The 20,769-nt window shown below is 54.4% G+C and carries 19 protein-coding genes and 4 pseudogenes; 7 read left to right on the top strand and 16 right to left on the bottom strand.

Going from position 1 to position 20,769, the window contains the following annotated elements:
• Positions 1-14: 14 nt before the first annotated feature.
• The 6 genes from AB1E33_RS23600 to add form a co-directional block, all read right to left on the bottom strand.
• Positions 15-1,094: an ABC transporter ATP-binding protein gene (locus AB1E33_RS23600; RefSeq protein ID WP_372579686.1), complete on the bottom strand. Its 1,080-nt coding sequence runs from the start codon at positions 1,092-1,094 to the stop codon at positions 15-17.
• On the bottom strand, positions 1,010-2,005 hold the full coding sequence (locus AB1E33_RS23595) for an ABC transporter ATP-binding protein (protein WP_372579685.1): 996 nt from the start codon (positions 2,003-2,005) through the stop codon (positions 1,010-1,012). The genes AB1E33_RS23600 and AB1E33_RS23595 overlap by 85 nt, the downstream gene beginning before the upstream one ends.
• A 4-nt stretch (positions 2,006-2,009) precedes the next feature.
• A complete protein-coding gene (locus AB1E33_RS23590; RefSeq protein ID WP_372579684.1) occupies positions 2,010-2,882 on the bottom strand; it encodes an ABC transporter permease in 873 nt (290 codons plus the stop codon).
• A gap of 1 nt (position 2,883) precedes the next feature.
• Positions 2,884-3,846 (bottom strand): ABC transporter permease, encoded by a 963-nt coding sequence (locus AB1E33_RS23585; RefSeq protein WP_372579683.1) that lies wholly within the window; start codon positions 3,844-3,846, stop codon positions 2,884-2,886.
• A 78-nt stretch (positions 3,847-3,924) separates the two neighbouring features.
• Positions 3,925-5,319, bottom strand: a complete 1,395-nt coding sequence (locus tag AB1E33_RS23580; RefSeq protein WP_372579682.1) for an ABC transporter substrate-binding protein — start codon at positions 5,317-5,319, stop codon at positions 3,925-3,927.
• A gap of 261 nt (positions 5,320-5,580) precedes the next feature.
• Complete coding sequence (gene add, locus AB1E33_RS23575) at positions 5,581-6,600, bottom strand: adenosine deaminase (RefSeq protein ID WP_372579681.1); 1,020 nt, start codon at positions 6,598-6,600, stop codon at positions 5,581-5,583.
• Between the two features lie 256 nt (positions 6,601-6,856).
• Between add and AB1E33_RS23570 the strand changes: the two genes are divergently transcribed.
• Entirely contained in the window at positions 6,857-7,576 is a 720-nt protein-coding gene (locus AB1E33_RS23570) for a TetR family transcriptional regulator C-terminal domain-containing protein (RefSeq protein WP_372579680.1), read from the top strand.
• Between the two features lie 107 nt (positions 7,577-7,683).
• Here AB1E33_RS23570 and AB1E33_RS23565 read toward each other — a convergent pair.
• Positions 7,684-8,246 (bottom strand): annotated as a pseudogene (locus tag AB1E33_RS23565) (transposase).
• An 87-nt stretch (positions 8,247-8,333) separates the two neighbouring features.
• Between AB1E33_RS23565 and AB1E33_RS23560 the strand changes: the two are divergent.
• From AB1E33_RS23560 to AB1E33_RS23550, 3 genes are all read left to right on the top strand, one after another.
• Positions 8,334-8,864 carry a transposase gene (locus AB1E33_RS23560; RefSeq protein ID WP_372579679.1) on the top strand — a complete coding sequence of 177 codons (531 nt, stop codon included), beginning with the start codon at positions 8,334-8,336 and terminating at the stop codon, positions 8,862-8,864.
• The gene (locus tag AB1E33_RS23555) at positions 8,861-9,292 is read left to right on the top strand and encodes a transposase (RefSeq protein ID WP_372579678.1); all 432 of its coding nucleotides are present in this window, start codon (positions 8,861-8,863) and stop codon (positions 9,290-9,292) included. The genes AB1E33_RS23560 and AB1E33_RS23555 overlap by 4 nt, the downstream gene beginning before the upstream one ends.
• Positions 9,293-9,425: 133 nt before the next feature.
• On the top strand, positions 9,426-9,815 hold the full coding sequence (locus AB1E33_RS23550) for a ribbon-helix-helix domain-containing protein (protein WP_372579677.1): 390 nt from the start codon (positions 9,426-9,428) through the stop codon (positions 9,813-9,815).
• A gap of 72 nt (positions 9,816-9,887) precedes the next feature.
• Here the strand turns inward: AB1E33_RS23550 and AB1E33_RS23545 are convergent, their stop codons facing one another.
• The 8 genes and pseudogenes from AB1E33_RS23545 to AB1E33_RS23510 form a co-directional block, all read right to left on the bottom strand.
• The gene (locus AB1E33_RS23545; RefSeq protein WP_372579676.1) at positions 9,888-11,456 is read right to left on the bottom strand and encodes a GMC family oxidoreductase; all 1,569 of its coding nucleotides are present in this window, start codon (positions 11,454-11,456) and stop codon (positions 9,888-9,890) included.
• A gap of 10 nt (positions 11,457-11,466) precedes the next feature.
• Complete coding sequence (locus tag AB1E33_RS23540) at positions 11,467-11,991, bottom strand: twin-arginine translocation signal domain-containing protein (protein ID WP_372579675.1); 525 nt, start codon at positions 11,989-11,991, stop codon at positions 11,467-11,469.
• A 25-nt stretch (positions 11,992-12,016) separates the two neighbouring features.
• Positions 12,017-12,412, bottom strand: coding sequence for a VOC family protein (locus tag AB1E33_RS23535; protein ID WP_372579674.1), 396 nt, complete (start codon positions 12,410-12,412; stop codon positions 12,017-12,019).
• Between the two features lie 175 nt (positions 12,413-12,587).
• Positions 12,588-13,271: pseudogene (locus AB1E33_RS23530) on the bottom strand (IS6 family transposase).
• Between the two features lie 413 nt (positions 13,272-13,684).
• Positions 13,685-14,061: pseudogene (locus AB1E33_RS23525) on the bottom strand (transposase); the annotation flags it as partial.
• Positions 14,062-14,332: 271 nt separating this feature from the next.
• Positions 14,333-15,103, bottom strand: a complete 771-nt coding sequence (locus AB1E33_RS23520) for an SDR family NAD(P)-dependent oxidoreductase (RefSeq protein WP_372579673.1) — start codon at positions 15,101-15,103, stop codon at positions 14,333-14,335.
• Positions 15,104-15,204: 101 nt separating this feature from the next.
• Positions 15,205-16,014, bottom strand: a complete 810-nt coding sequence (locus AB1E33_RS23515; RefSeq protein ID WP_372579672.1) for a CmcJ/NvfI family oxidoreductase — start codon at positions 16,012-16,014, stop codon at positions 15,205-15,207.
• 36 nt (positions 16,015-16,050) lie between these two features.
• On the bottom strand, positions 16,051-16,695 hold the full coding sequence (locus tag AB1E33_RS23510) for a glutathione S-transferase family protein (protein WP_372579671.1): 645 nt from the start codon (positions 16,693-16,695) through the stop codon (positions 16,051-16,053).
• A gap of 127 nt (positions 16,696-16,822) precedes the next feature.
• Between AB1E33_RS23510 and AB1E33_RS23505 the strand changes: the two genes are divergently transcribed.
• The 3 genes and pseudogenes from AB1E33_RS23505 to AB1E33_RS23495 form a co-directional block, all read left to right on the top strand.
• Entirely contained in the window at positions 16,823-17,749 is a 927-nt protein-coding gene (locus tag AB1E33_RS23505) for a LysR family transcriptional regulator (protein ID WP_372579670.1), read from the top strand.
• A gap of 382 nt (positions 17,750-18,131) precedes the next feature.
• On the top strand, positions 18,132-18,338 hold the full coding sequence (locus tag AB1E33_RS23500) for a hypothetical protein (RefSeq protein ID WP_372579669.1): 207 nt from the start codon (positions 18,132-18,134) through the stop codon (positions 18,336-18,338).
• A gap of 405 nt (positions 18,339-18,743) precedes the next feature.
• A pseudogene (locus AB1E33_RS23495) lies at positions 18,744-19,054 on the top strand (DDE-type integrase/transposase/recombinase); the annotation flags it as partial.
• A 117-nt stretch (positions 19,055-19,171) separates the two neighbouring features.
• On the opposite strand, the gene AB1E33_RS23490 reads toward AB1E33_RS23495, so the two are convergent.
• Complete coding sequence (locus AB1E33_RS23490; RefSeq protein WP_372579667.1) at positions 19,172-20,605, bottom strand: metallophosphoesterase family protein; 1,434 nt, start codon at positions 20,603-20,605, stop codon at positions 19,172-19,174.
• Positions 20,606-20,769 lie beyond the last annotated feature (164 nt).

The raw sequence follows: 20,769 nt of genomic DNA, 5'->3' as shown, positions 1-20,769 counted from the left end.
CCTTTTTTGGAAGTTTAGATTTCACCGGCAAAATGACATGCAATCTGCCTGGAAAAGCCATTTACCGACACGGGTCGAAGTGCAGGCATTTCACCTTTGCAGATGTCCTTGGCGTGCGGGCAACGACCGGTAAAACGGCATCCTGGCGCCGGATTGATCGGGCTCGGGGGGTCTCCGGCAAGCTTTTGAGCGTCAAACAGACTGCGGTTGACCGGATCAATTTTGGGAATCGCCGACAAAAGGACGCGGGTATAGGGATGCAGGGGCTCCTTTAGAATCTCTTTCGAGTTTCCCTGTTCAACGAAGACACCCAGGTACATCACCGCAACCTCGTGGCAAAGGTAACTGACTACCCCCATGTCATGTGAGATGAACAAATAGGTCAGCTGCAGCTCGTCCTGCAGATCTTTCATCAGGTTTAGAATCTGGGCTTGAATGGCTACATCCAGCGCAGAAACCGGCTCGTCGCAGACGATAAGATCCGGCGACGTCGCCAAAGCTCGCGCGATACCGATGCGCTGGCGCTGCCCGCCAGAAAACTGGTGTGGGAACAAGTTCCGTGACTCCGGACGCAACCCCACAAGCTCCAGTAGTTCGTCAACTTTCTTATCCCGCTCATCCGGAGTGCCGACATCCAGAAGATCCATCGGCGTTCGGATCAGAGATCCCACCCGCTGGCGCGGGTTTAGTGAAGAATACGGGTCCTGGAAAATGATCTGAAACTTCTTGCGGTGCTGGCGCAGCTCTTCTTTGGACAGGTCGGAAAGCTCGACACCCGATAGCTGCATCTTGCCTTTCACATTGCCCAACAGCTGCATCGCCGCCAATGCCGTTGTGGACTTTCCGCAGCCGGACTCTCCGATGATGCCGAGGGTGGTACCTTTCGGGATATCGAAGCTGACACCATCAACGGCATGTACGACCCGTGGATTGCCATCGGAATCCTCGGTCCCAAGTTTGAAATGGACCTTCAGGTCCCGCGCACTGAAAACGTTTGGAACCTGATCCATCATATGTCGCTCCCTACTATTTTGCGGCAGCTTGCGAGGTGTGCTCCTGCAACTTGGATCGGGCTTGTCTTCCAGCTTTTGCAAGCCTCATCCGCCTGATTGCAACGCGGAGCAAAGGCGCAACCCTGACCAATAGTCTTAAGGTTCGGAACAATGCCTTCGATAGTCGGCAGGCGATCGCTTAAGGCCATGTCCTTGGTGTGGTCGATGTCCGGAATGCAGGAGATCAGCCCTTTGGTGTACGGATGAGCGCTGTCCTGCACCACCGACACGCAATCGCCTTCCTCGATCATACGCCCGGCATACATCACCAGAACACGGTCCGAGACTTGTGAGATCACCCCCATATCGTGGGAGATGAGAATGACGGCTGTGTTTTCCTCTTCCTGCAGCTTCATGATCAGTTCAAGGATCTGCGCCTGTACCGTTACGTCCAGCGCGGTTGTCGGCTCATCCGCAATAATGATGCGTGGTTTGCACACCAACGCCATGGCGATCATAACCCGTTGGCGCATGCCGCCCGACATTTGATGCGGGAAGTCGTTAACGCGTTTGAGCGGATCCGGAATGCCGACGCGTGTCAAAACGTCGATGACCCGATCGTGGATCTCTTTCTTGGAGATATCTTCGTGCAGCCTTACCGCTTCGCCGATCTGCTTGCCGACACTGAACACAGGATTCAGGGACGTCATCGGCTCCTGGAATATCATGGAAATGTCGCCACCACGGATCTGGCGTAAGCGCTTTTCCGGCACCTGAACAAGATCTTCCCCCTGGTAGAGAATACTTCCGGATACGATCTTGCCATTTGGTTTGGGAACAAGACCCATAACCGCCAGCGAAGTCATGCTTTTGCCGCAACCGGATTCTCCAACAATGCCGAGAGTTTCCCCGGCAGACAGGTTGAAGGAAACATCGTTGAGAACCCGCACCGGGCCGGATTTCGTTTTGAAATCGATGCACAGATGGTCGACTTGAAGGATTGGATCATTCATCGAATTACCTTTCCCGGAAACGAGGGTTCATGGCGTCATTCAACCCATCCCCCACCAGGCTCACACCCAGCACGGTCAGGAAAATGGCGATACCGGGGAAGAAGACCGCCCAAGGACAGTCGAAGATGTAATCCCGATTGGCGCCGATCATTTCTCCCCAACTGCGGATATTGGGATCGCCCAACCCAAGAAAGCTAAGCCCCGCCTCAAACAGAATAGAAACCCCAATGACCAGCGCGGCGGCAGCGATCAGCGGCGGCAGCGCATTGGGTAAGATCACCTGCCAAATGATCCGGCGATCACGCGCTCCCATTGCCTTTTCCGCTCGCACGTAATCCATGGTTTTTAGTTTCATGAATTCAGCCCGGGCCAGACGCGCCGTCGGAGGCCACATCACCAGGCCGATGCCGATGATGGTAGTATGTATCGAAGGGGCAAATAGGGTCATCAGTACCATCACAAACAACAGCGCAGGCAACACCTGAAAGAACTCAGTGAACCGCATTAAAAGCGTGTCAGTCAGCCCGCCATAATAGCCGGAAATCGAGCCTATGGTGATCCCTATGACAACGGCCACAAGCGCCGCAGTAGCGCCAATCATGATCGTTGCCGATCCACCGTTCAGAATACCGGCCAGCACGTCGCGCCCGATATAGTCGGTGCCTAATGGGCTCGAAGGGTCCGCCATTGGTGGCAAGAAAGGTGCATTAACCGTCTCTTTGGGACTCACACCGTAGAGGTACGGGCCCAAAATACTGCCGAGAAAGACAACAAGCAGAATGATCAACCCGATGGTCGCTGCCCAGTTGCCAAAAAACACAGCCAGGGCTTCACGAAGCGGGGATTGCGGTTTGGGGACAGTTTCAATCGGCTTCATATCAGTGCCCTCCGCCGGAACGCAGGCGCGGATCGGCCCATCTGTAGACAACGTCTGTCAGGATATTGATAACAGCGACAACTACGGCAGAGGCAAAGAGGATGCCCATGATCGAGGGATAATCGCGACGAAATATTGAATCGACTGCCAGACGACCCAATCCGGGCCAGTCGAAGACGGTTTCGACCAGAACGGCGCCTGACAGTATCTGGCCCAGCTGCAGGCCGGCCAGGGTGATCACTGGAAGGATTGCATTACGCAGGCCGTGGACGAATAATACTGAGCTTTCCCTGGCACCTTTGGCCCGAGCGGTGCGGATGAAGTCGCTGCCCAAGACCTCCAGCATACTGGCGCGGGCCACACGGCTGTATTGCGCCATGAAAGCAAGCCCGAGGGAAATCGCCGGCAGCACCAGATGCATCGCAACGTCAGCGACTTGTGGTAGGAACCCTTCCACTCGGAACCCCTGCATGCCCCCAATCGGAAAGATCGGCCAGTACCAGGCAAACGCGAGCAACAACATCTGCCCAAGCCAGAAGGTTGGCAGCGAATAGCCACCGAGCGAGAAGAACGTCACGAAATAGCTCAACAATCCGCGGGGCTGGTGGGCAGCGAGCACACCCATGAACGTGCCTATACCCATCGAGATCAACAGCGAGGATACCACCAGCAGGACTGTCGGGAAGACTCGTTCGAGAATGAGATCACGAACTGGCAGATTGTAGAAATAGGATGTCCCGAGATCCCCGGTTAGCATCTTGCCGACATAGACAAAGAACTGGTTCCAGATGGGTTTATCAAGCCCGTAGATCTTGCGGATATGCGCCAGGGTTTCTTCGTCAGCGCCGCCGGCCTGACCAGCCAGGGTTATTGCCGGATCTCCGGGCGCCATTCTGATCAGAAAGAAGTTCAGGATGACAACGCAGACCACCAAGCCAGCGGAGAAGAGCAGTTTTTGTTTCATGCATCCCTCACGGATCTACCGAGAAGTTGAGAGAGTGGCGCGCGCCGAAGAGAATAGCGCGCGCCAGTACTGCCAGGATCACTGAGCCCAATAGGCCCGGTCGAACGGCGCCATGGCGCCCCAGATCCCGACGGGGAGGTCACGTAACTCATCCCTTTGGACGGTGTGGAACGGAACTTCATGCAGATAGTGCATCGGCAGGTCGTCGGTGATGGTTTTCTGGAACTCATGATAGAGTTCGGTCCGCTTGGTCGGATCGGTTTCCGCTCCGGCCTGCTCCAGCAGCGCATCAATCTCGGGGTTTGAGTAGTGCGTTGTGTTGGAGAACGGAACGCCCGGGCGAATGTTTGACGTGATGTAGGACCGATGCACACCGATGATCGGATCACCCCAGTTGAACAGGCTCTCGATGCTCAGATCATAGTCACTGGTCGCCGAGACTTGACCGATCCAGGACCCGAAATCCGGCAGGCTGCGTACTGTTGCTTCGATACCAACCTTGCGCAGTTGCGCGGCCAGTGCTTCGCCGAGGTTTTTTCCGAATTCCACCGTACCGGGGATCCAGTCGATTGTAATCTTCATCCGCACGCCGTTGTCGTCGGGCGTGAACTCCGCTTCATCGAGCAGCTGCATAGAGCGTTCGATATCCAGGCCGTATTGCTCAACTTCTGCCGTGTAGAATGGGCTGCTGTCGGCGATAGGACCCGTGGCGCGCTTGGAACGACCGAGTTGCATCGTATTAATGATGAAGTCCTTGTCGATTGCGTAGGCAATGGCCTGACGCACGCGCAGGTCACTTAAAGGTTCACGGTCAAGATTGAAGGCCAGCCAGTTAATGGCGCCAATGCCGCCATAGCCGTCGGTCGTCGCGGACAGGCCTTCTATGCGAGCCAACCGGTCCACATCCCGTAGGGTCAGACTGGTGAATGGATTGTATTGCACTTCGCCGCGCTGAAGAAGAAGGGACATATTGCTACGGTCGCGCACGGTCTGAATTACGATACGATCGAGATAGGGCCGACCTTCAATAAAAAAATCATCATAGCGTTCCAGAACGATCCGCTGATCGGCAACATATTCCCCGAATTTGAAGGGGCCGGAGCCAACGACGTCCTGCAGGTTGCGCGGGTGTGTGCGCAGTTCCTGCCCATCTCCATAGATATGTTCCGGCATTATCGGCAGCAGCAATGGAGATAGTGCAACCATCAAGGCCGGATGGGGCTGAGACAATTTGATGACGACTGTATGATCGTCCGCCGCTTCGGCATTTTCGACCGCCTGCAACATTGTTTTGAACGGGTGGTTTGCCTTCACCGCGTTGATCGAGAAGACAACATCCGAGGCGGTGATAGGCTTCCCGTCATGGAAGGTCGCGTTCTTGACCAGGTTCAGCGTGAGGGTTTTACCGTCATCGCTGAAGGCCCAATCGGTGGCCAGATACGGCTGCGGGCTCCAGTCTTCGTCATAGCGCACCAATCCGGCAAAAAGCTGAGCTCCCGGAACACCGGCCCCGAAGCCTGATTGCACTGCAGGGTTAAGGGATGAAGCCGAGTACCCGGCCCCGATTACCAACTCACCTCCCCGCACCGGTTCCTCGGCCTGAACGAACGTGGTTGTGGCGCTGAGCGTACCAAACATACCGGCAACTGCCAGAATTCCCGGCGCAATCTGTTTCATTAATGGTCGTAAATTCATCTCTTTCCTCCCTGAGAGATTGGCTGGTTCGCAGGCCAGTTATTTTTGCTGCAGATAGGTCTCCAGATGCGCTTCAAGCTCTGTCAGATGAGCTGTGCGCTGTTCCTCCCCGATCCAGGAACCCCTGAAAGCATTGCGCATGAACTGGGTCATCTCGTCGGCGCTGAAATCGCCGTCCTGTTGCACGCTCTGCATCATGTTAGTCAGGTAGCGGCTGGCGAATTCTTCAGGGTCATCGGTATTGAGGCAAACCGGTAGTCCCAGATCCAACATTTTGCGTAGCGCCATCAGACGGCGCGGTTCAGGATCAGATGGGCGCCAGGTCGGGCACATCGTCAGCGGGATCTCGCGGCTCCGTACGACCTCGATCAATTCCGGATCATCCAGAACATGCAGGCCGTGGTCGATCCGGTCGACCTTGAGATTGTGCACACATTGATGGGCATGTTTGACCGCATCCTTCTGATCGCAGTCGCAATGCGCGGTCAGCCGGTACCCCTCCTCCCGGGCGCGGTAATAGAACTCCTGGAATTTTACTGGCGGATTTCCCTCTTCATAAGAATCCAGACCCACCCCAATGATGTCGCCACGATGCTTGCCCGCCAGGTCGAGCATCTCGATTGCGCTATCCAGCGAGCGGTCGCGGTTCATACACATAATCAGACCGGTGGACACATCCGACGCCTTACAGGCTGTCGTCATCGCATCCATCAGTTCATCAAAAGAAACTCCGCGCTCGATATGCTGTTGCGGGTCAAAGAACATCTCTACGTGTCGGATGTTTTCAACCAGGCATTTATTAAGGAAATTCCGCGTGATTTCAAAAACGTCACGCCCTTCACGCAGAACGCTGGAACACATGTAGTGATAGTCCAGAAAGTTCTCCAGCGCCGGGAAGCCATAATCCTGTGCCGCGAGAATTTCCGCTTCCGAGGTGTAGGGGATCTCCACCCCATTACGCTCCGCCAGCTCCAGCACTTTTGCCGCTGAAACCGTGCCTTCGATATGCATGTGCAACTCTGCCTTGGGCATCGCGGCGATGAAATCGTTCATGTTCATGGATACTCGAATCCTTTTTTTCACCATTTGGTGTTTTTTCACCATCTGGTGTGAAAAAGTATTTGTCAACGAATTTTGAGTGCCGCATACTGGAATCGAGTTGCCCAGGATGGTTTCGCTTGGCGTGTCGTTCGGATTAACCCGCTGACAAATTTCTGTTTTTTGAAAATTTGAAGGCGAAATTGGATTATGAAGAGATGTACAGTCAAAAAGTTCGCCGGTTAGGTATGCATCGTTGAAGGAGGCGGCCTTAGGTATGTTTAAGGAGAAAAAAGTGCCAGAATCAGAGGTGCCGGCACCGCGTCAACGGGCGAACCGCGTGCGAGAAAAGCGGGTTCAGAGCATCATGGATGCCGCAGAATTCGAATTCGCAATCAATGGCCTTAGCGGCACTTCAGTTCAGTCCATTGCGGATAGGGCAGGCCTACAGAAGCGGCAGGTCCTCTATTTCTTTCAAAGCAAGGAAAGCCTTTACAAAGACGTCATAGAGCGGATTTTTCAGGAATGGCGCAGTCTGAACCCCGTCAATTGGGACGCACCTCCACGCCGAGTTATTTCCGAGTACATTGACCATCTGTTCCTGCAAGCCAAGCTAAAACCGCATCAGAATAAACTGATTATTTCGGACATGATTTCCGGCGGAGCTGCCAGCCTTGAAATCATGGAGGACCGTGGATCCCGGACGATTGTCGGAAACACTGTCGCACTACTTGAGAAATACATGGATGATGGTGTCATGCGCCGAACCGACCCGCTGGCATTTCTCTTCCAGATCTGGAGCGCGCAGCATTTTTACGTCGCGTTTCGTCCTGAAGTCAGCTTCTTTCTCGAGCAAGATGACCTGAGCGACAGTGACTGGCAAAGGTTTCACGACCAAACCAAAGGCTTTGCTCTATCCTATTTCCTTGAGGAACCGGCCGATCCTGAGGTCGAGATAAAAGGAACCAATGAATCCAAATCGAGGCGTTGCGTTTGAGAGATTGGCAGAAGATCTGCAGATCCGCCGACACAGAATTTTATGCTCTGACCGACGTTGTTGCGTAACTAACGCCTGAGGACTGACCGCCCCTTTCCCCGCTGACGTCATGCGACTCGAACGATTTCGGCGTTGCCGAGAGCATTGAGGCAGCGCATCTTCGCCTCGACCCGGCTCTGAGCGTGATATCCTGTCCGGCTCTTCCAGAACGTCCGACTGTAGTGCCGGGTAGCGCGCAGTGTTTCGTTCCTGACCCGAGCGGCCGGGCAGTCTTCCTTCCATGGTCGACCGTTCTTGGGGATCGGAATGATCAGGGCGGCGTCACACTCAATGATGGCAGTGTAGCGACGGCGCGGATATCGGAGGTAGCCAAATCCCTAGCCAGTTGCATCTTGCGCTACTGACAACGACCCCGAACGCCATGCTTGCGGATTTGCCACTCGCCATCGCCATTGCCGAGAAACTTGATCCCGGTGCCGTCCACCAGAAGGTTGAGCGGACCGTCGGCACGGCGATACGGGATCTGAACGGCTAAGGTCTTCTGCCGACGGCTAAAGGTGGAGCAATCGGGAATAGACCAGTCCAGCCAGATAAGAAGTGATCCGCGCTTCCTGAGCGCAGCATTGTAGTCGGACCAGTTCTTGGTGCGGTAGCGGTCGGGTGACGAGATTCCTCATTCACCCCGTTTAACGGGCGTGTTGCATGGAACGATCTGTCGCGGTAGTTCCAGCGTTTTCTCTGACGCGAGCGACGGTAGATGCCCTACAAATTCAATGATGCCCGCAGGGACAAATTCGACAAGGCACAGTACAGCGTTACAAATTGGTCCGAGTACAACGAAAGCCTTCGACAACGTGGCGATGTGACGATCTGGGTGTCTGATGATTTGGCACAGAATTGGTCATCGCCACGCCGCAAGACACGCGGTGGTCAGCCGCGGTTATCCGACTTGGCAATCGAGATTTGCCTCACTCTGCGGGTCGTGTTTCGGCTTCCGCTTAGGCAAACTCAGGGCTTCATGCGGTCGGTTGCGAAGCTGATGGGTTTGGATCTGCTGGTGCCGGATTTCTCGACCCTGTCGCGACGTAGTAAGGGGCTGAAGATCAACCAAAACTGGCGAGCTACAAGTAAGCCGATCACACTCATTATGGATAGTACGGGTTTAAAATGCATGGCGGCAACGACTGGCATGAAGAGAAGCACGGCACCAGGAAGGCCCGCAAAACATAGCGCAAGCTCTACATCGGACTCGACCCGGAAATTGGCGACATCACCGCAGCGGAGTTGACCACCGAACATGTGGGTGATGAAACGGCGCTGCCAGACTTGCTCTCTGATATTGATGCCGATGTGAGCCGGTTCCTGGCGGATGGTGCATATGACGGCCAGGGGGTGGCAGACTGTCTGGTGGATAAGTTCGGGCCCGGGGTTGAGATCATTATTCCTCTGCCGAAAAACGCGGTTCACGGTGAGAATGCACAACGCAACCACCACATCGATGCCATCGCTCAAAATTGCAGAATGAGCTGGCAAACGAAGACGGGATACAACCAGAGATCACGGGTCGAAACCCAGATCGGCAGATGGAACCAAGCCATCGGTGAGCGTCTGCTAGCGCGTGATTTCGACAATCAAAGAACTGAAGTGCACATTGCCCTAAGAGCGCTCAACCGCATGACATCTCTCGGTCGTGCGGCGTATGAGCGCGTCTTCTAAAGTGATGGGCAATAGGGCAAATTCGTCTCAAACCTGATCCACGCAACATGGGCCCCTCCAGACAGGAAATAGCTGTCACACTTTCAGGGATTTGGCTAAGGTGCGCCTGAATTTGGCAGATTTGGAATCAGATATGTGCAGGTTGTTTATCGGGGCTGACCCCGAATTGTGGACCAGTCAGACACGGTCGATCCGAATGGACGGAATGGTTACCAGTGTCAGGCTCGAGTCCATGTTCTGGACGGTACTCGAAGAGATTGCTGCCAAGGACGACATGAACGTTCCGCAGCTATTGCACCAGCTATACAACGAGTCCATTGATGAGGGGCATGATCTTGGGAACTTTACATCGTTCCTCAGAGTATGTTGTCTGCGCTTCATTGATCTTCAGCTCAAGGGGCTTTTGCCAAGCGGGCAATCCGCCGGGTTCGAAACTCTTCCAGCCGAAGAGATCCTGAAAGTCGAGGCGGGCAGAAACAAGGAACGGACTTTGTTCAAGGCGGTTCCTAAAGATCAACACTGAACTCAATTCGATTACCCTCTGATTGAGACAGCCCCGCCAGATGGCGGGACCGTTTCTGTTTTAAAAGTCTGTCTACAAGTTGCCGTTCGCCAGCTCGCCTGCGATGTGATCGGCCTGGCGGATGGCCAGCGCCACGATAGTGAGCGTCGGATTTTCCGCAGCACCGGTCGTGAATTGCGACCCGTCCGAGATGTAAAGGTTCTCGATATCGTGAGTGCGACCCCATTTGTTGACAACTCCGTCCTGCGGGTCTGCAGACATCCGGTTGGTGCCCAGATTGTGGGTCGACGGATAGGGGGGTGTCGGAAAGGTCCGGGTGGCACCGACGGCATCGTAAACCGCCTGCCCCTGCCGATAGGCGTGTTCACGCATCGCAATGTCGTTAGGGTGATCCGAGAAATTCACATTCGCCACCGGCAGCCCCCACTGGTCTTTGACATCGCCGTTCAGGGTCACACGGTTGGTTTCCTGGGGCATGTCTTCTCCAACCAGCCACATACCGGCCATGTTTTCATAGCCGTCAAGCGCGGTTGTAAAGCCGCGACCCCAGGCTCCCGGATTCAGAAATGCCGCCATAAAGGGCAGACCCAGCGCCAGTGTCTCCATCTCATAGCCTCCGACAAAACCCCGGCTGGGGTCATGGCGCGACTCATCCTGAATGATCCCCGCCATGGTCGTGCCACGCCACATCTTCACCGGCTCTTCAAAGACCGCATAGACCGATCCGGTCATGTGCCGCATGTAGTTCTTGCCAACCATACCCGAGGAATTTGCCAGCCCATCGGGATACATTGACGAACCCGAATTCAGCAACAGACGGGGGCTTTCGAACGAGTTACCCGCAACGCAGACGACTCGTGCTCTCTGCAATTGCAGATTGCCGTCCTTGTCGAAGTATTCGACCCCGGTCACCTTGCCGCTGTCGTCATGCACGATGCGGGCAACATGTGCGTGTTCGCGTACTTCCAGATTACCGGTTGCTTCACCGCGCGGAATGTCGGTATAGGCCGCGGACCATTTGGCACCCCATTTACAGCCCTGAAAACAAAAGCCCGTTTGCTGGCAGGTCACCCGGTCATCATTGTCTTCGCTGTTGATGGCCATGCGTCCGGTATGGACCTCGGTGTACCCAAGCGCTTTGGCGCCCTTTTCGAAAACAAGGTAATTGTTGTTGCCTGGCAATCCTTCGCGTCCGCCGGTTCGCGTAACACCCAGCTTGTTCTCAGCCTTGGTGTAATAGTCGTCCATCTCGCGCGGATCAATTGGCCAGTCGAGCAGGTTGGCACCGTCAACCTCGCCATAGTTAGTTTTGGCCTTCCACTCATGGTCCTGAAACCTGAGCGACGCGCCCGCCCAGTGGGTGGTTGTACCGCCAACGGCTTTGACGATCCACGCGGGTAGGCCTGAGAAATCCTTAGCCACGCGCCAATCGCCTGACGTGGTCCGCGGATCAAGCCATGCAAGCTGTCCGAAACTGTCCCACTCGTCGTTGACGTAGTCTTCGGGCAGATACCGCCCGCCCGCTTCCAGCGCGACAACTTTCACGCCCTTTTGCGCCAGTTCATTCGACAGAACACCGCCACCGGCACCGGTTCCGATGACAATGACGACACTGTCGTCACTCTTTTCAAATTTTGTCATGATCGTCCTCTCAGAGCCAGTTGATGTCGTTGAAGCCACGATCGATGTAGCCGCCCTGACTGAAGGACTCGCCCTCATAGCCAAAGATCGGCCAGACGGCTTTCTGGTTATATAGGCCAGTCACAAGCCCGCCGCGCACTGTCTGAAAGAACGCGTCATCTTCGATCTGCTTCAGAAGCGCGACGCGGTTGTCCTCCCATTTGGTCTCAAGATAGTCGGGCGCACCTGCTGCTCGCGCAAGTTCGTCTAGTTTGGCGACACCCTGTGCGACAAACTCTTTCTGCTCTGCGGTGTCATAGCCTTTGACTGCTATGGCGTAGAATTTATCACCGACCTGATCATGCGGGAAAATATCACGCGCCATCTGCATCAGCGTCGCCATCTCGTGCTCGGTGATTTGGCTGACCTCAAGCGCCCAGGCCGCATTCGGAGAGGCGATAAAGCCTGCCCCTACAACAGCAATGGCACCGGCTGCAGCGGAGCTTTTCAGCAATTGCCGCCTAGTAAGTCCCCGTGTTGAAACTGTCGTAGTCATCTATTCCTCCCTTTTTTTGGTATTGCTACTGGTAGCGCCCGAGTCGCTGCATCACTTCAATCTCATACCCATCCGGGTCCTGAACGAAGAAAAACCGCGCGAGCGTCTTACCTTCGTGCGCAAAGTCGATGAGTTTACGGGGAGCGAAGCCGGCCTCCTCAAACCGTTTGTGTTCGGTGCCGACGTCTTCAACCACAAAGGCGATATGGCCATAACCATTGCCCAAATCGTAAGGCTCGCTCTGGTCTTTGTTGATCGTCAGCTCAAGCTCTATCGTGTTTTCCGAGTTCGACAGGTAGACGAGTGTGAAACCCTCAAAGTCCAGCCGCTCCGCGACGTTCATCCCGAAAGCCTTGTCATAAAACGCGAGTGAACGCGCTTCGTCATAAACCCTGATCATCGTGTGTACGTATTTCGCCAATCTCATCTCCCGCCGACTTGTTGTCAGGCGACGTTAGTGGATGACCGGGAATAAGGGGTATTATCCAGATACTACAGGTTTGAAAGGCGACACACAGACCGCTTGCTCAACCCCCAATAGACGGTCGTGTCGCAAAGATTCTACCAGCCTAAGAATGCTCTTCTGCTGGACACACTTATCCAGCGACCGCCGCAAATTGCGCGAAGCTAGACTGCTCTGGCTGGTCAAACTGACCTTTCCGGATCATGTGCGCGACTTCAATTCCGGCAAGAGTAACCGAAGCGGAATTCAGCGATTTGAAGGGCTGCATAGGTCGGGTAAGTTTCTTAATGAAATGGTTGTCCTGCTCAATGATGATGGTGAGATATTTCGTAGGCTGGACAGTGATCAACCAACACCAGCCGCACATCACGAGTAGGCAATTCATGCTGAACAGGCCAGCTGTGTTCGATCCACTTTTGTCAATTACGGCCTTGTCCGGCCAGCCATTATTGCCGATGGCTTTCACGAAAAACGCAGCTGCTGCGGCTTCGTCGCGGTGCTCTGACGGCGTGAAATCAAGGGTTTTGCCTTCCTTGTCGATCGCGCGGTACAGATAGGTCCAACGGCCTTTGACCTTCACATAAGTTTCACCTATCCGCCACAAACAACCCGTTGGTGCCTTTCAACGATGCGCTTCAGCAACGATAGTGCCCGCATATTTCTCGACCCAGCGGTTGAGCGTTGCATGATCCAAATCGACGCCGCGTTCCGCCATGATCTCTTCGAGGTCGCGATACGAAACGGGAAAGCGAACGTAGAAACACACGGCGTATAGGATCACGGATTTCAGGTACTGCGCGCCTTTGAACCCGATCAACTCCTCAATCCTGATATTAGCTTCCGAAAGCGCGTCATTTGGACCACGCTGATGACAGACGCAACGACAATCAAATGTTTGCGACACTACCCCAAAGAGATGTGGCGAGCGATCAACTAGGCCCGATCCAGCGGAAAAACGGAAGGTTCGCCCGCTTGCGGGTGAAAGCCGCTTTTCTCCTTAAAGGTGTAAAATAAATAATGTGAGCCGCGCTTGGACGGATCTCTCCTGCGCCGCTCGGGGCCGGAAGATGCCTCAGAACAGCTCGTCGCGCCCCCGACCGCCGGGGAAAAGCAGCGCAGCAGACCGCCAACGTTGGGCTGCGATCAGAAAAGGAAGGAACACCTGGGCCGGGTTAAGCTAGGCTAGGGTAAGGGGCAAATCCACCTGAATCCTGATCCATGCAAAACGGTCGTATTCATGCCGCCCTTGGTTCGACTGATCAGGCGGCCACGGCCCCCTTTTTTGCGGCCATACTGGTCGCGGAACAGTTTGCCTTGAGATAGGTCGCGTCGATCAGGACCGTCTTCTATTCGCCGTGCTCGGCGGCCAGGCCGACCATAATCCGTGCGAAGATGTCTTTCACGCACCAACGCTTCCACCGGCTGAAGAGCGTATTGTGCGGCCCGTAGGCTTCCGGGGCGTCTCGCCAGCGCAACCCAATGCGATTGATGAAGATAATCCCGCTCAATACCCGTCTTTCATCAACCCGAGGCTTACCCTGCGACTTCGGGAAAAAAGGCGCGAGCTTTGCCATCTGCTCGTCGGTCAGCCAATAAAGGACACTCATGTCACCGCTCCGTTTTCCGAGCCGTGAATCACGCAGCGCAGCGAAAATCGATGCATCCTGACCCTAATAGCTGAGAACTACCAGGAACGGAGCTTCGCCCGCTGGTCGTCCCTCCGTCCTGTTTACATGGATGCTCTAAAGAACCGCAACGGGCACCATCGCTCCTTCTCATCGCAATCAGAATAGCACATGGTCAAGCTTCGATAATAACGATCTTAGTCGAGCTTTTGGCGTGACCTTACCAAGGTTCTTGGCGACCCGATCAATCGGGTTATGCTGCCGTGTATCCGCCATCGACGACGAGTTCCGCGCCGGTAATGAAAGAGGCATCGTCGCTGGCCAGAAAAAGTACCGGGCGGGCAATTTCAATTGGTTTCCCGAGCCTGGCCATGGGGACGTTTCCGACCGTTTTGGCGGCAAAGGCCTCACCTGCTTCGCCCAATCCGGCAACCAATCCCTGCACCAACGCCGTATCTGTCCACCCGGGATGAATGGAATTGATGCGAATTGGATACCCTTGGCGCGCGCAATCGATTGCCACGGCCTTGGTCATTAGACGCACTGCGCCCTTGGTGGCACAGTAGGCGGCCAAAAGTGGTTCGCCGATTATGCCTGCGATGGAAGAGTTGTTGACGATGACACCGCCTCTTTCCTTCATGACCCGAATACAGGACTGCATCCCATAAAAGACGCTGTCGACATTGAGTGCGTTCACGAACCGCCACTGTTCTTCCGTTGTATTCTCGCAAAGCTCGAAGTCGGCGCTTCCCGCGTTGCTGAACATGACGTCGAGATGGCCGTGATTGGCGACAATGTCGTCGACCGTCCGGTCCCAGGCCGCCTTATCCGTCACGTCATGGTGACGTGTGTCTATTTTCAATCCCCGGCCTTTTGCGTCCGAAAACGCCTCTTCGAGGCCCTCGAGATTGATATCTGTCGCGATGACCTGAGCACCTTCCAGCGCAAATTGCTCTGACGTCACCTTTCCGATACCGCTCGCCGCACCAGTTACAAGCACCGTCTTGTTTTCAAACCGTTTCATCAAGAATACCCTCTCCGTTGTTGATTATTTTTCTGGGAATGAAGCACCAACAGACGCCGGGCTTCCCGATCCGATTGTCAAACCTCCGCGAAAACCAAAGGTCAGAAAAATGCCATGGTGCGCAGCTCGATGCTCTGGCGCTTCAGGGCGTTTGGCGGCGAACTTGGATCCTCAAACGCCGAGTGCCCCATAAAGCGAGCGCGCCCGTCTGTTTTGCTGTCATAGGTTTTTAACAACAGGGCCTGAGACGGCGTCATCCGCGGGAAATACCACCATTTGTGATCTGGCGAGTGGCGCATGACATAGATTTCGCCGGTTCTTTCCCTGTATCTCAGATTCATCAGCAACATGTCTGCTTCAGTCGAGGTCTGGGCGTCGCAACACGCGAGCGGCAATTCCTCAACTGTCTCGAAGAGCGGCTTCCAGACATTGTAGAAAGCGACACGTCCTCCCAGAAGGTTTTCGGCTTCGTCCGGCAGGATATCCCGAACACGTGCCGGACCGGAATCCACAGTATAATCGCTATGGACCAGCAGGACTGCCGGACGCTTCTCTTCAGTCTGCTGGCTGAGATCGGCAGGAAGCCGTCGGCGGATGGTTCTGTCAAAAACCTCGACCCGGCGCGCACCGGTATGCTGTTTCACAAAGTCGACAACCTGAGGGTAAAAAACTGTTTCAATAGCCTCCTCATCGCCATAATCCATAAAGCCGCCCGCAAATGGCTTGATTTCGAAACCCTCACGGTCGAGAGAAAACGTCTCGGCAAGCGGCCATCCGTCCCGAATCTGCATAACATGTGATTCGGTTCCTGGCGGGTTCAGCGCTTGGTCTGGATCCGGCTCATAGAAGTAATATTCGATCTGGCGTCCGTTATCGACGGAGTAATTCAATTCGGCATGCACATTGGACACGGCGATTAAGACCCTTTCTGGGTAACTGATGGCGGTTTATTCCGCGGCGACGAGTGAAAACCCTTCACCGACATGCGTCTGCTTCCACCAAGTGGAAGGCTCGATCCGTTCGGTCATCCAGCGTTCGATATTGGCATACCGCCCCAGCGGCAGTTTTTGCCAGCCATACAGATGCATTGGCGCCGCAACAGCCACGTCGGCCAATGTCGGCGCATCGCCACAGATATACGGAGAGTCCCTGAGCCGCGCATTCAAAACGCCGGCAAGCATGTGGAAATTTTCGTCTTCACCCGCAAGTATTTCAATGTCAGGTGCGCCGCCAAGGAGCGGCTTCACACAATTTTCCACCATGAAAATGTAACAGCTGGGAAACCAAGAGCCACATTCCCAAAACAGCCAGCGGTTCACATCGGCTCGCGCTTTGAGGTCAGTGGGATAGGCGCCATTCTTGCCGTGCTTGTCAGCCGCGTATTGTAGTATTGAGTTGGATTCCCATATGACGAGGCCCTCATCCCGCATGGCTGGCAGCTTGGCGTTCGGGTTTATAGCGAGATAGGAATCACTTTTTTGTTCACCTTCAAAAAAGTCGATTTTTTTGAGCGAGTACTCAATGTTCATCAAGTTCAATCCCGCCAGGACTTTTCGGCAATTTATCGTGATTGGGTCAGCAAACAGTTCCAATTATCCCTCCTTGTCGCCATTTCGGGTGACGTATGGGTACGGGTCTCCTGGACCCGATTAGCTTTGCAGGCTGACCTTAGGTAAACTGACTATATCGAGCAAACAGATTAGGCAGGTGTGGATTACAATGGTCTCCGATATTGCACGGTTGGATGCTCGCCTTCTGCTTGGTTTTGAGGCCCTGTTCGTCGAACGCAGTGTGACCCGTGCGGCGCAGCGCATTGGTTTGACGCAACAGGGGATGAGCGGGCAGCTTGCACGTATGCGCGACCTGTTTGGCGATCCGTTGTTTGTCCGGGAGGCCGGAGGCATCACGCCAACGCCCCGGGCCCAAGCGATTATTCCAGCTGTTCGGGCTGCCTTGAAGACGCTTGAAGCGGTCGTCACCGCACCGCAATTCGACCCCGCAAATTATGAAGGCGAATTAACGGTCGCAGCTTCCGATTATGCAATTGCGTTGCTCCTGCCACCACTGCTGAAACTGATCAGCATCGAAGCTCCGGCGCTGCGGTTGATCGTTCGGCCCGTCGAGCTAGGGACACTGGAAGTGAAAATGAAGAATGAAAACATCGACCTTGCTTTAACTGTACCCGAGTTCGCACCAACTGCGCTTCCGTCGCAGGTACTGTTCAGGGAAAAATATGTCGGTGTGATGCGCAAGGACCATCCCATGTCAGACGTGCCAGTTACTCTCGACGAGTTTTGCGCTTTTCCGCACATGCTGGTCGCACCATTTCGAGGCGATGCGGCTGGGCCGACCGATCGAGCCCTTGAGCTAGTTGGCCGAAAACGTACAATTGGATTGGTCGTGCCCGGCTTTTCTGTTGTCGGCGCACTTCTCGAGGAGTCAGATCTGATAGCCGTGTTGCCCCAAAGGTTAATGGCGGTGATGCGAAGAGAGCTCCGGCAGTTTGAGACGCCGGTTCCTGTCGAAGGTTTTCAGTTGGAGGCGGTCTGGCCCGCCAGGCTTGACGCGGATCCGGCGAACCAGTGGCTGCGCGGAATGATCAATAGAGCCTTGAAGAACCTTGATAATGACAGCAGTGGCCCATGACCGCTAAAACAAAGCGCTTCGATCATTATGGAACGATCCCCAGATCACAGATTCAGCGAGACCCACAGGGCTTTGGCATCTTCTTTGCTGGTTGAGATGCAACGATGCCGCTGTCGGACTTGCGGTGCTCGGGCAAGTACCATCAGCGCTCCTACGCCTTGCCTAAGCCCGTGTGCCCTACCCTACCTCTCGGAACATGCGAGCCGCGCGCCCCGCGCGGATCTCCACCAACTATCTCCAGCCGTGCAGCGCGCCAGGCCATTTCGGGTATTACTCATTCGTATGCGACAGACGGCAAATGAGAGACGCCAGGTCCTTGTGGGACGTCTCGAACCTTCGACTCTTTCGGCGGCCGGAACCGCCGAAAAAGGTGGATCGCATCATGCAATTCTTACCCGAACGTCAAGCACTTCTGGCCCGGACAGACCCTGTTTTGCTTGCCGCGTTGGGGTCGTCGGTGCGCAACCTTGCTGCCATTCATGCTGATCCCAAAAAAGACCGCTTTGGGAAAAGTAGATGTCAATTTCGGGTGGAAGTGCTTTCAGTATTTGCGACATCCGGTCAGCGCCTCAAACTTGTCTTTGTTTAACATTTAGCTCGTTGCGTATGAGCAGTTGCGCAAAGCCAGCATGCATTCTTTGGTTCATGATCGGCTTCATCAATCAAAACACCAGACCTCGTGGCCTGAACGAAAACTGCATATGCACTCGAATACGAGAGCACCCCATCGCTCGAACAGAAAACCGGCCCTGGCGTCTGTTATAGGAAGGCTGGAGCGTCCTGGATTCATTGGCAACGCGCTTGGGCTTTGTGGGAACTTCGGCGCTGTGAGGAAGCCTTGGCAGCGTTTGAGCGAATGTCCAAGATTTATGGCGGTGCCCAAAGACTGCTAGTCGCGACCCACGCTTGCCTAGGCCAAATGGACCAAGCAGTCGCCGCACTTGATGTATTTCTGGAGGCCAATCCCAAAGCGACCCTTGCCGAGGAAGCTGAGAAGTCTTGGAATACTTGGCCTAAGCGGATCATGACGGATAAACTGCGATCCAATGGCGCCGCCAAACAGGAGATCGCGCCGGGTTTGGATGATTGGTCGCACAAGGGTCTCAACAACCGTGCGGAAAATAGCCATCTCCCATTCCGAAAGCGGCAACGAGCGATGCAAGGATATCGATCTCCAGGACGTTGCAGCGGATCGCAACCACCCGTTCAGCTGTTCGAAATTGCTTCTGCGTCCCGGAACGTCGTCGCTCCGCATTAACAACCCGTTATCACCGCTTCGAGGCATTTGACGCTTGGAATGCCGCCACCAAGCCGCTTGAAACCCGAGCATCAGCATTCCCTGGTCGACCGGAAGTTAACGTGACATTACCCTGCAGAGCGATGTGAATCGCTTTTGCCAACACCGCCTAGGAAAACGCCTGTCTATTGAAGTGTTGCTTCGCTGCTGGAGCTTTCTAGAAAGTCTGACAAACGTTTGTTGTGCTGTTTTACTGCGGAGGCAGCGGCTTTGGAAAAGGCCGCCCATGGCCATTTTTTGGGATCAACAGTTTTTGATAGATGCTCAAAAAGCGAGTTATTCACAGCGGCCGCAGGGCTTTCCGCGACCTGAACCGAAACGCAGTATTCTGATGGAGCGTGGCGCTCATTGTACATTCTCAAAGACGCAAGATTGGCATCCTCATCAATCAGTAGCACAGCCCCACCGATAAGCGGCTTTACTTCTGGGCTGTCCACAACCCAGCCGCCACTGTTATAAGCAGCAAAGTCAGGAGTAAAAAAATCCTTCAACTTCATAACCGCTTCGAATGGTTTGTGGGTATGACCAAAAACCAGCGTCACATTCGCCGGTAATGCACTGCCAAACTCTGACTTGATTTGATTTTGCACAGGGACTCGCATGAAACGTCTAACCCCTGCGCCATCGTCGCTCAGCAATGTGTCGCTTTGCCCGCGTTCAAAATAGTCGGTGACGACAGTTCCGACCAGTTCGCCGACACCTTTGGCAAGCGTTTTGCCGGTCGCGCCACCCTTTTTCAAAACCAGGTTGCGCGCGGCACCCCCCAACAATGCTCCTATGGCCTTCGGGCTGTTTTCGGTATTATAAACCTTCTCTTCGTCGACACCGATGCTACCGGACCTGCCCAGCACCGACCATACGAAATCTATCCAAGCGAAGTTTTGGGCTTCCCAGGCTTCCATTGTCGTTCGCGGTGGTGTTTCCGGGTAAAGAAGATCCGCAAATTCACTAACCATCAGGTAAGCGTTTTCTATGAAGTGGCCGTGGCTTACAACAATGAGCTTGTCGGGAGATCCAATGGCAAGATTTGGATAAACCGTCTTAACACTAACCTTCTCAAGCCAGGGAAGGCTTCGCACGATTGCATCCATAAAGTAGCTCGGGACGCCATTTGGATTACGCATAGGCATAATGTGTGGCGGACGTGGCAAAGGTGAGCTCCAATCGGCGCCACTCAGGGAATCCGCATATTGCCGCTCTCGGCATGTTTCCCACAGATGATGGTCATGGTTTCCCGGAATGAACACGATTTCGGGGTCAAAAAGTCTCGCGGCTGGATCCTCTGGCATGGTCAATTCGAGAAAGTGCCGAAAGGCCATCGCAGCCACGTTTTCAGTACTGAATGCTAAATCAAGGATGTCGCCATTCAGAACAAGAGTTGGCAATCGGTCACCTGAATTTCCGTTGACAAGATTGCGCAGGCAATTGACCAGATGGAGCAAAACGTCACTTGGGTGCAACGGATCCACACTGCCATCCGTGGAACTCAACCGGGTAAGAATACTGTTGTCAGCACCAAAATGCATGTCAGAAAGACAGACGTATCTAATGTCGCCCATTACGTATCCAATACAAATATTATCTACACGCCAAGCTTTACTTCAATGCATCGGCGCGTGGTCTGACTATCCGTCTTATGTATCACAAAACTTGACCTTGCGGCAACTTTCCGTGTTTGCTGACAGCGTCTCTGGAATGCTTCCGGTAGAGAATTTTAAGTTTT

Origin of the sequence: Ruegeria hyattellae, assembly GCF_041537925.1 — a bacterium.
In the GTDB taxonomy this organism is placed as follows: domain Bacteria; phylum Pseudomonadota; class Alphaproteobacteria; order Rhodobacterales; family Rhodobacteraceae; genus Ruegeria_C.
This window is presented reverse-complemented; position numbering and strand designations above follow the sequence as displayed.

What these genes read in the sequence shown, in the direction of transcription:
- AB1E33_RS23595 (WP_372579685.1), bottom strand. Translation starts at nt 2,005, where the DNA reads ATGAATGATCCAATCCTTCAAGTCGACCATCTGTGCATCGATTTCAAA.
- AB1E33_RS23590 (WP_372579684.1), bottom strand. Translation starts at nt 2,882, where the DNA reads ATGAAGCCGATTGAAACTGTCCCCAAACCGCAATCCCCGCTTCGTGAA.
- AB1E33_RS23585 (WP_372579683.1), bottom strand. Translation starts at nt 3,846, where the DNA reads ATGAAACAAAAACTGCTCTTCTCCGCTGGCTTGGTGGTCTGCGTTGTC.
- add (WP_372579681.1), bottom strand. Translation starts at nt 6,600, where the DNA reads ATGAACATGAACGATTTCATCGCCGCGATGCCCAAGGCAGAGTTGCAC.
- AB1E33_RS23570 (WP_372579680.1), top strand. Translation starts at nt 6,857, where the DNA reads ATGTTTAAGGAGAAAAAAGTGCCAGAATCAGAGGTGCCGGCACCGCGT.
- AB1E33_RS23560 (WP_372579679.1), top strand. Translation starts at nt 8,334, where the DNA reads ATGCCCTACAAATTCAATGATGCCCGCAGGGACAAATTCGACAAGGCA.
- AB1E33_RS23550 (WP_372579677.1), top strand. Translation starts at nt 9,426, where the DNA reads ATGTGCAGGTTGTTTATCGGGGCTGACCCCGAATTGTGGACCAGTCAG.
- AB1E33_RS23545 (WP_372579676.1), bottom strand. Translation starts at nt 11,456, where the DNA reads ATGACAAAATTTGAAAAGAGTGACGACAGTGTCGTCATTGTCATCGGA.
- AB1E33_RS23540 (WP_372579675.1), bottom strand. Translation starts at nt 11,991, where the DNA reads ATGACTACGACAGTTTCAACACGGGGACTTACTAGGCGGCAATTGCTG.
- AB1E33_RS23520 (WP_372579673.1), bottom strand. Translation starts at nt 15,103, where the DNA reads ATGAAACGGTTTGAAAACAAGACGGTGCTTGTAACTGGTGCGGCGAGC.
- AB1E33_RS23505 (WP_372579670.1), top strand. Translation starts at nt 16,823, where the DNA reads ATGGTCTCCGATATTGCACGGTTGGATGCTCGCCTTCTGCTTGGTTTT.
- AB1E33_RS23500 (WP_372579669.1), top strand. Translation starts at nt 18,132, where the DNA reads ATGCAATTCTTACCCGAACGTCAAGCACTTCTGGCCCGGACAGACCCT.
- AB1E33_RS23490 (WP_372579667.1), bottom strand. Translation starts at nt 20,605, where the DNA reads ATGGGCGACATTAGATACGTCTGTCTTTCTGACATGCATTTTGGTGCT.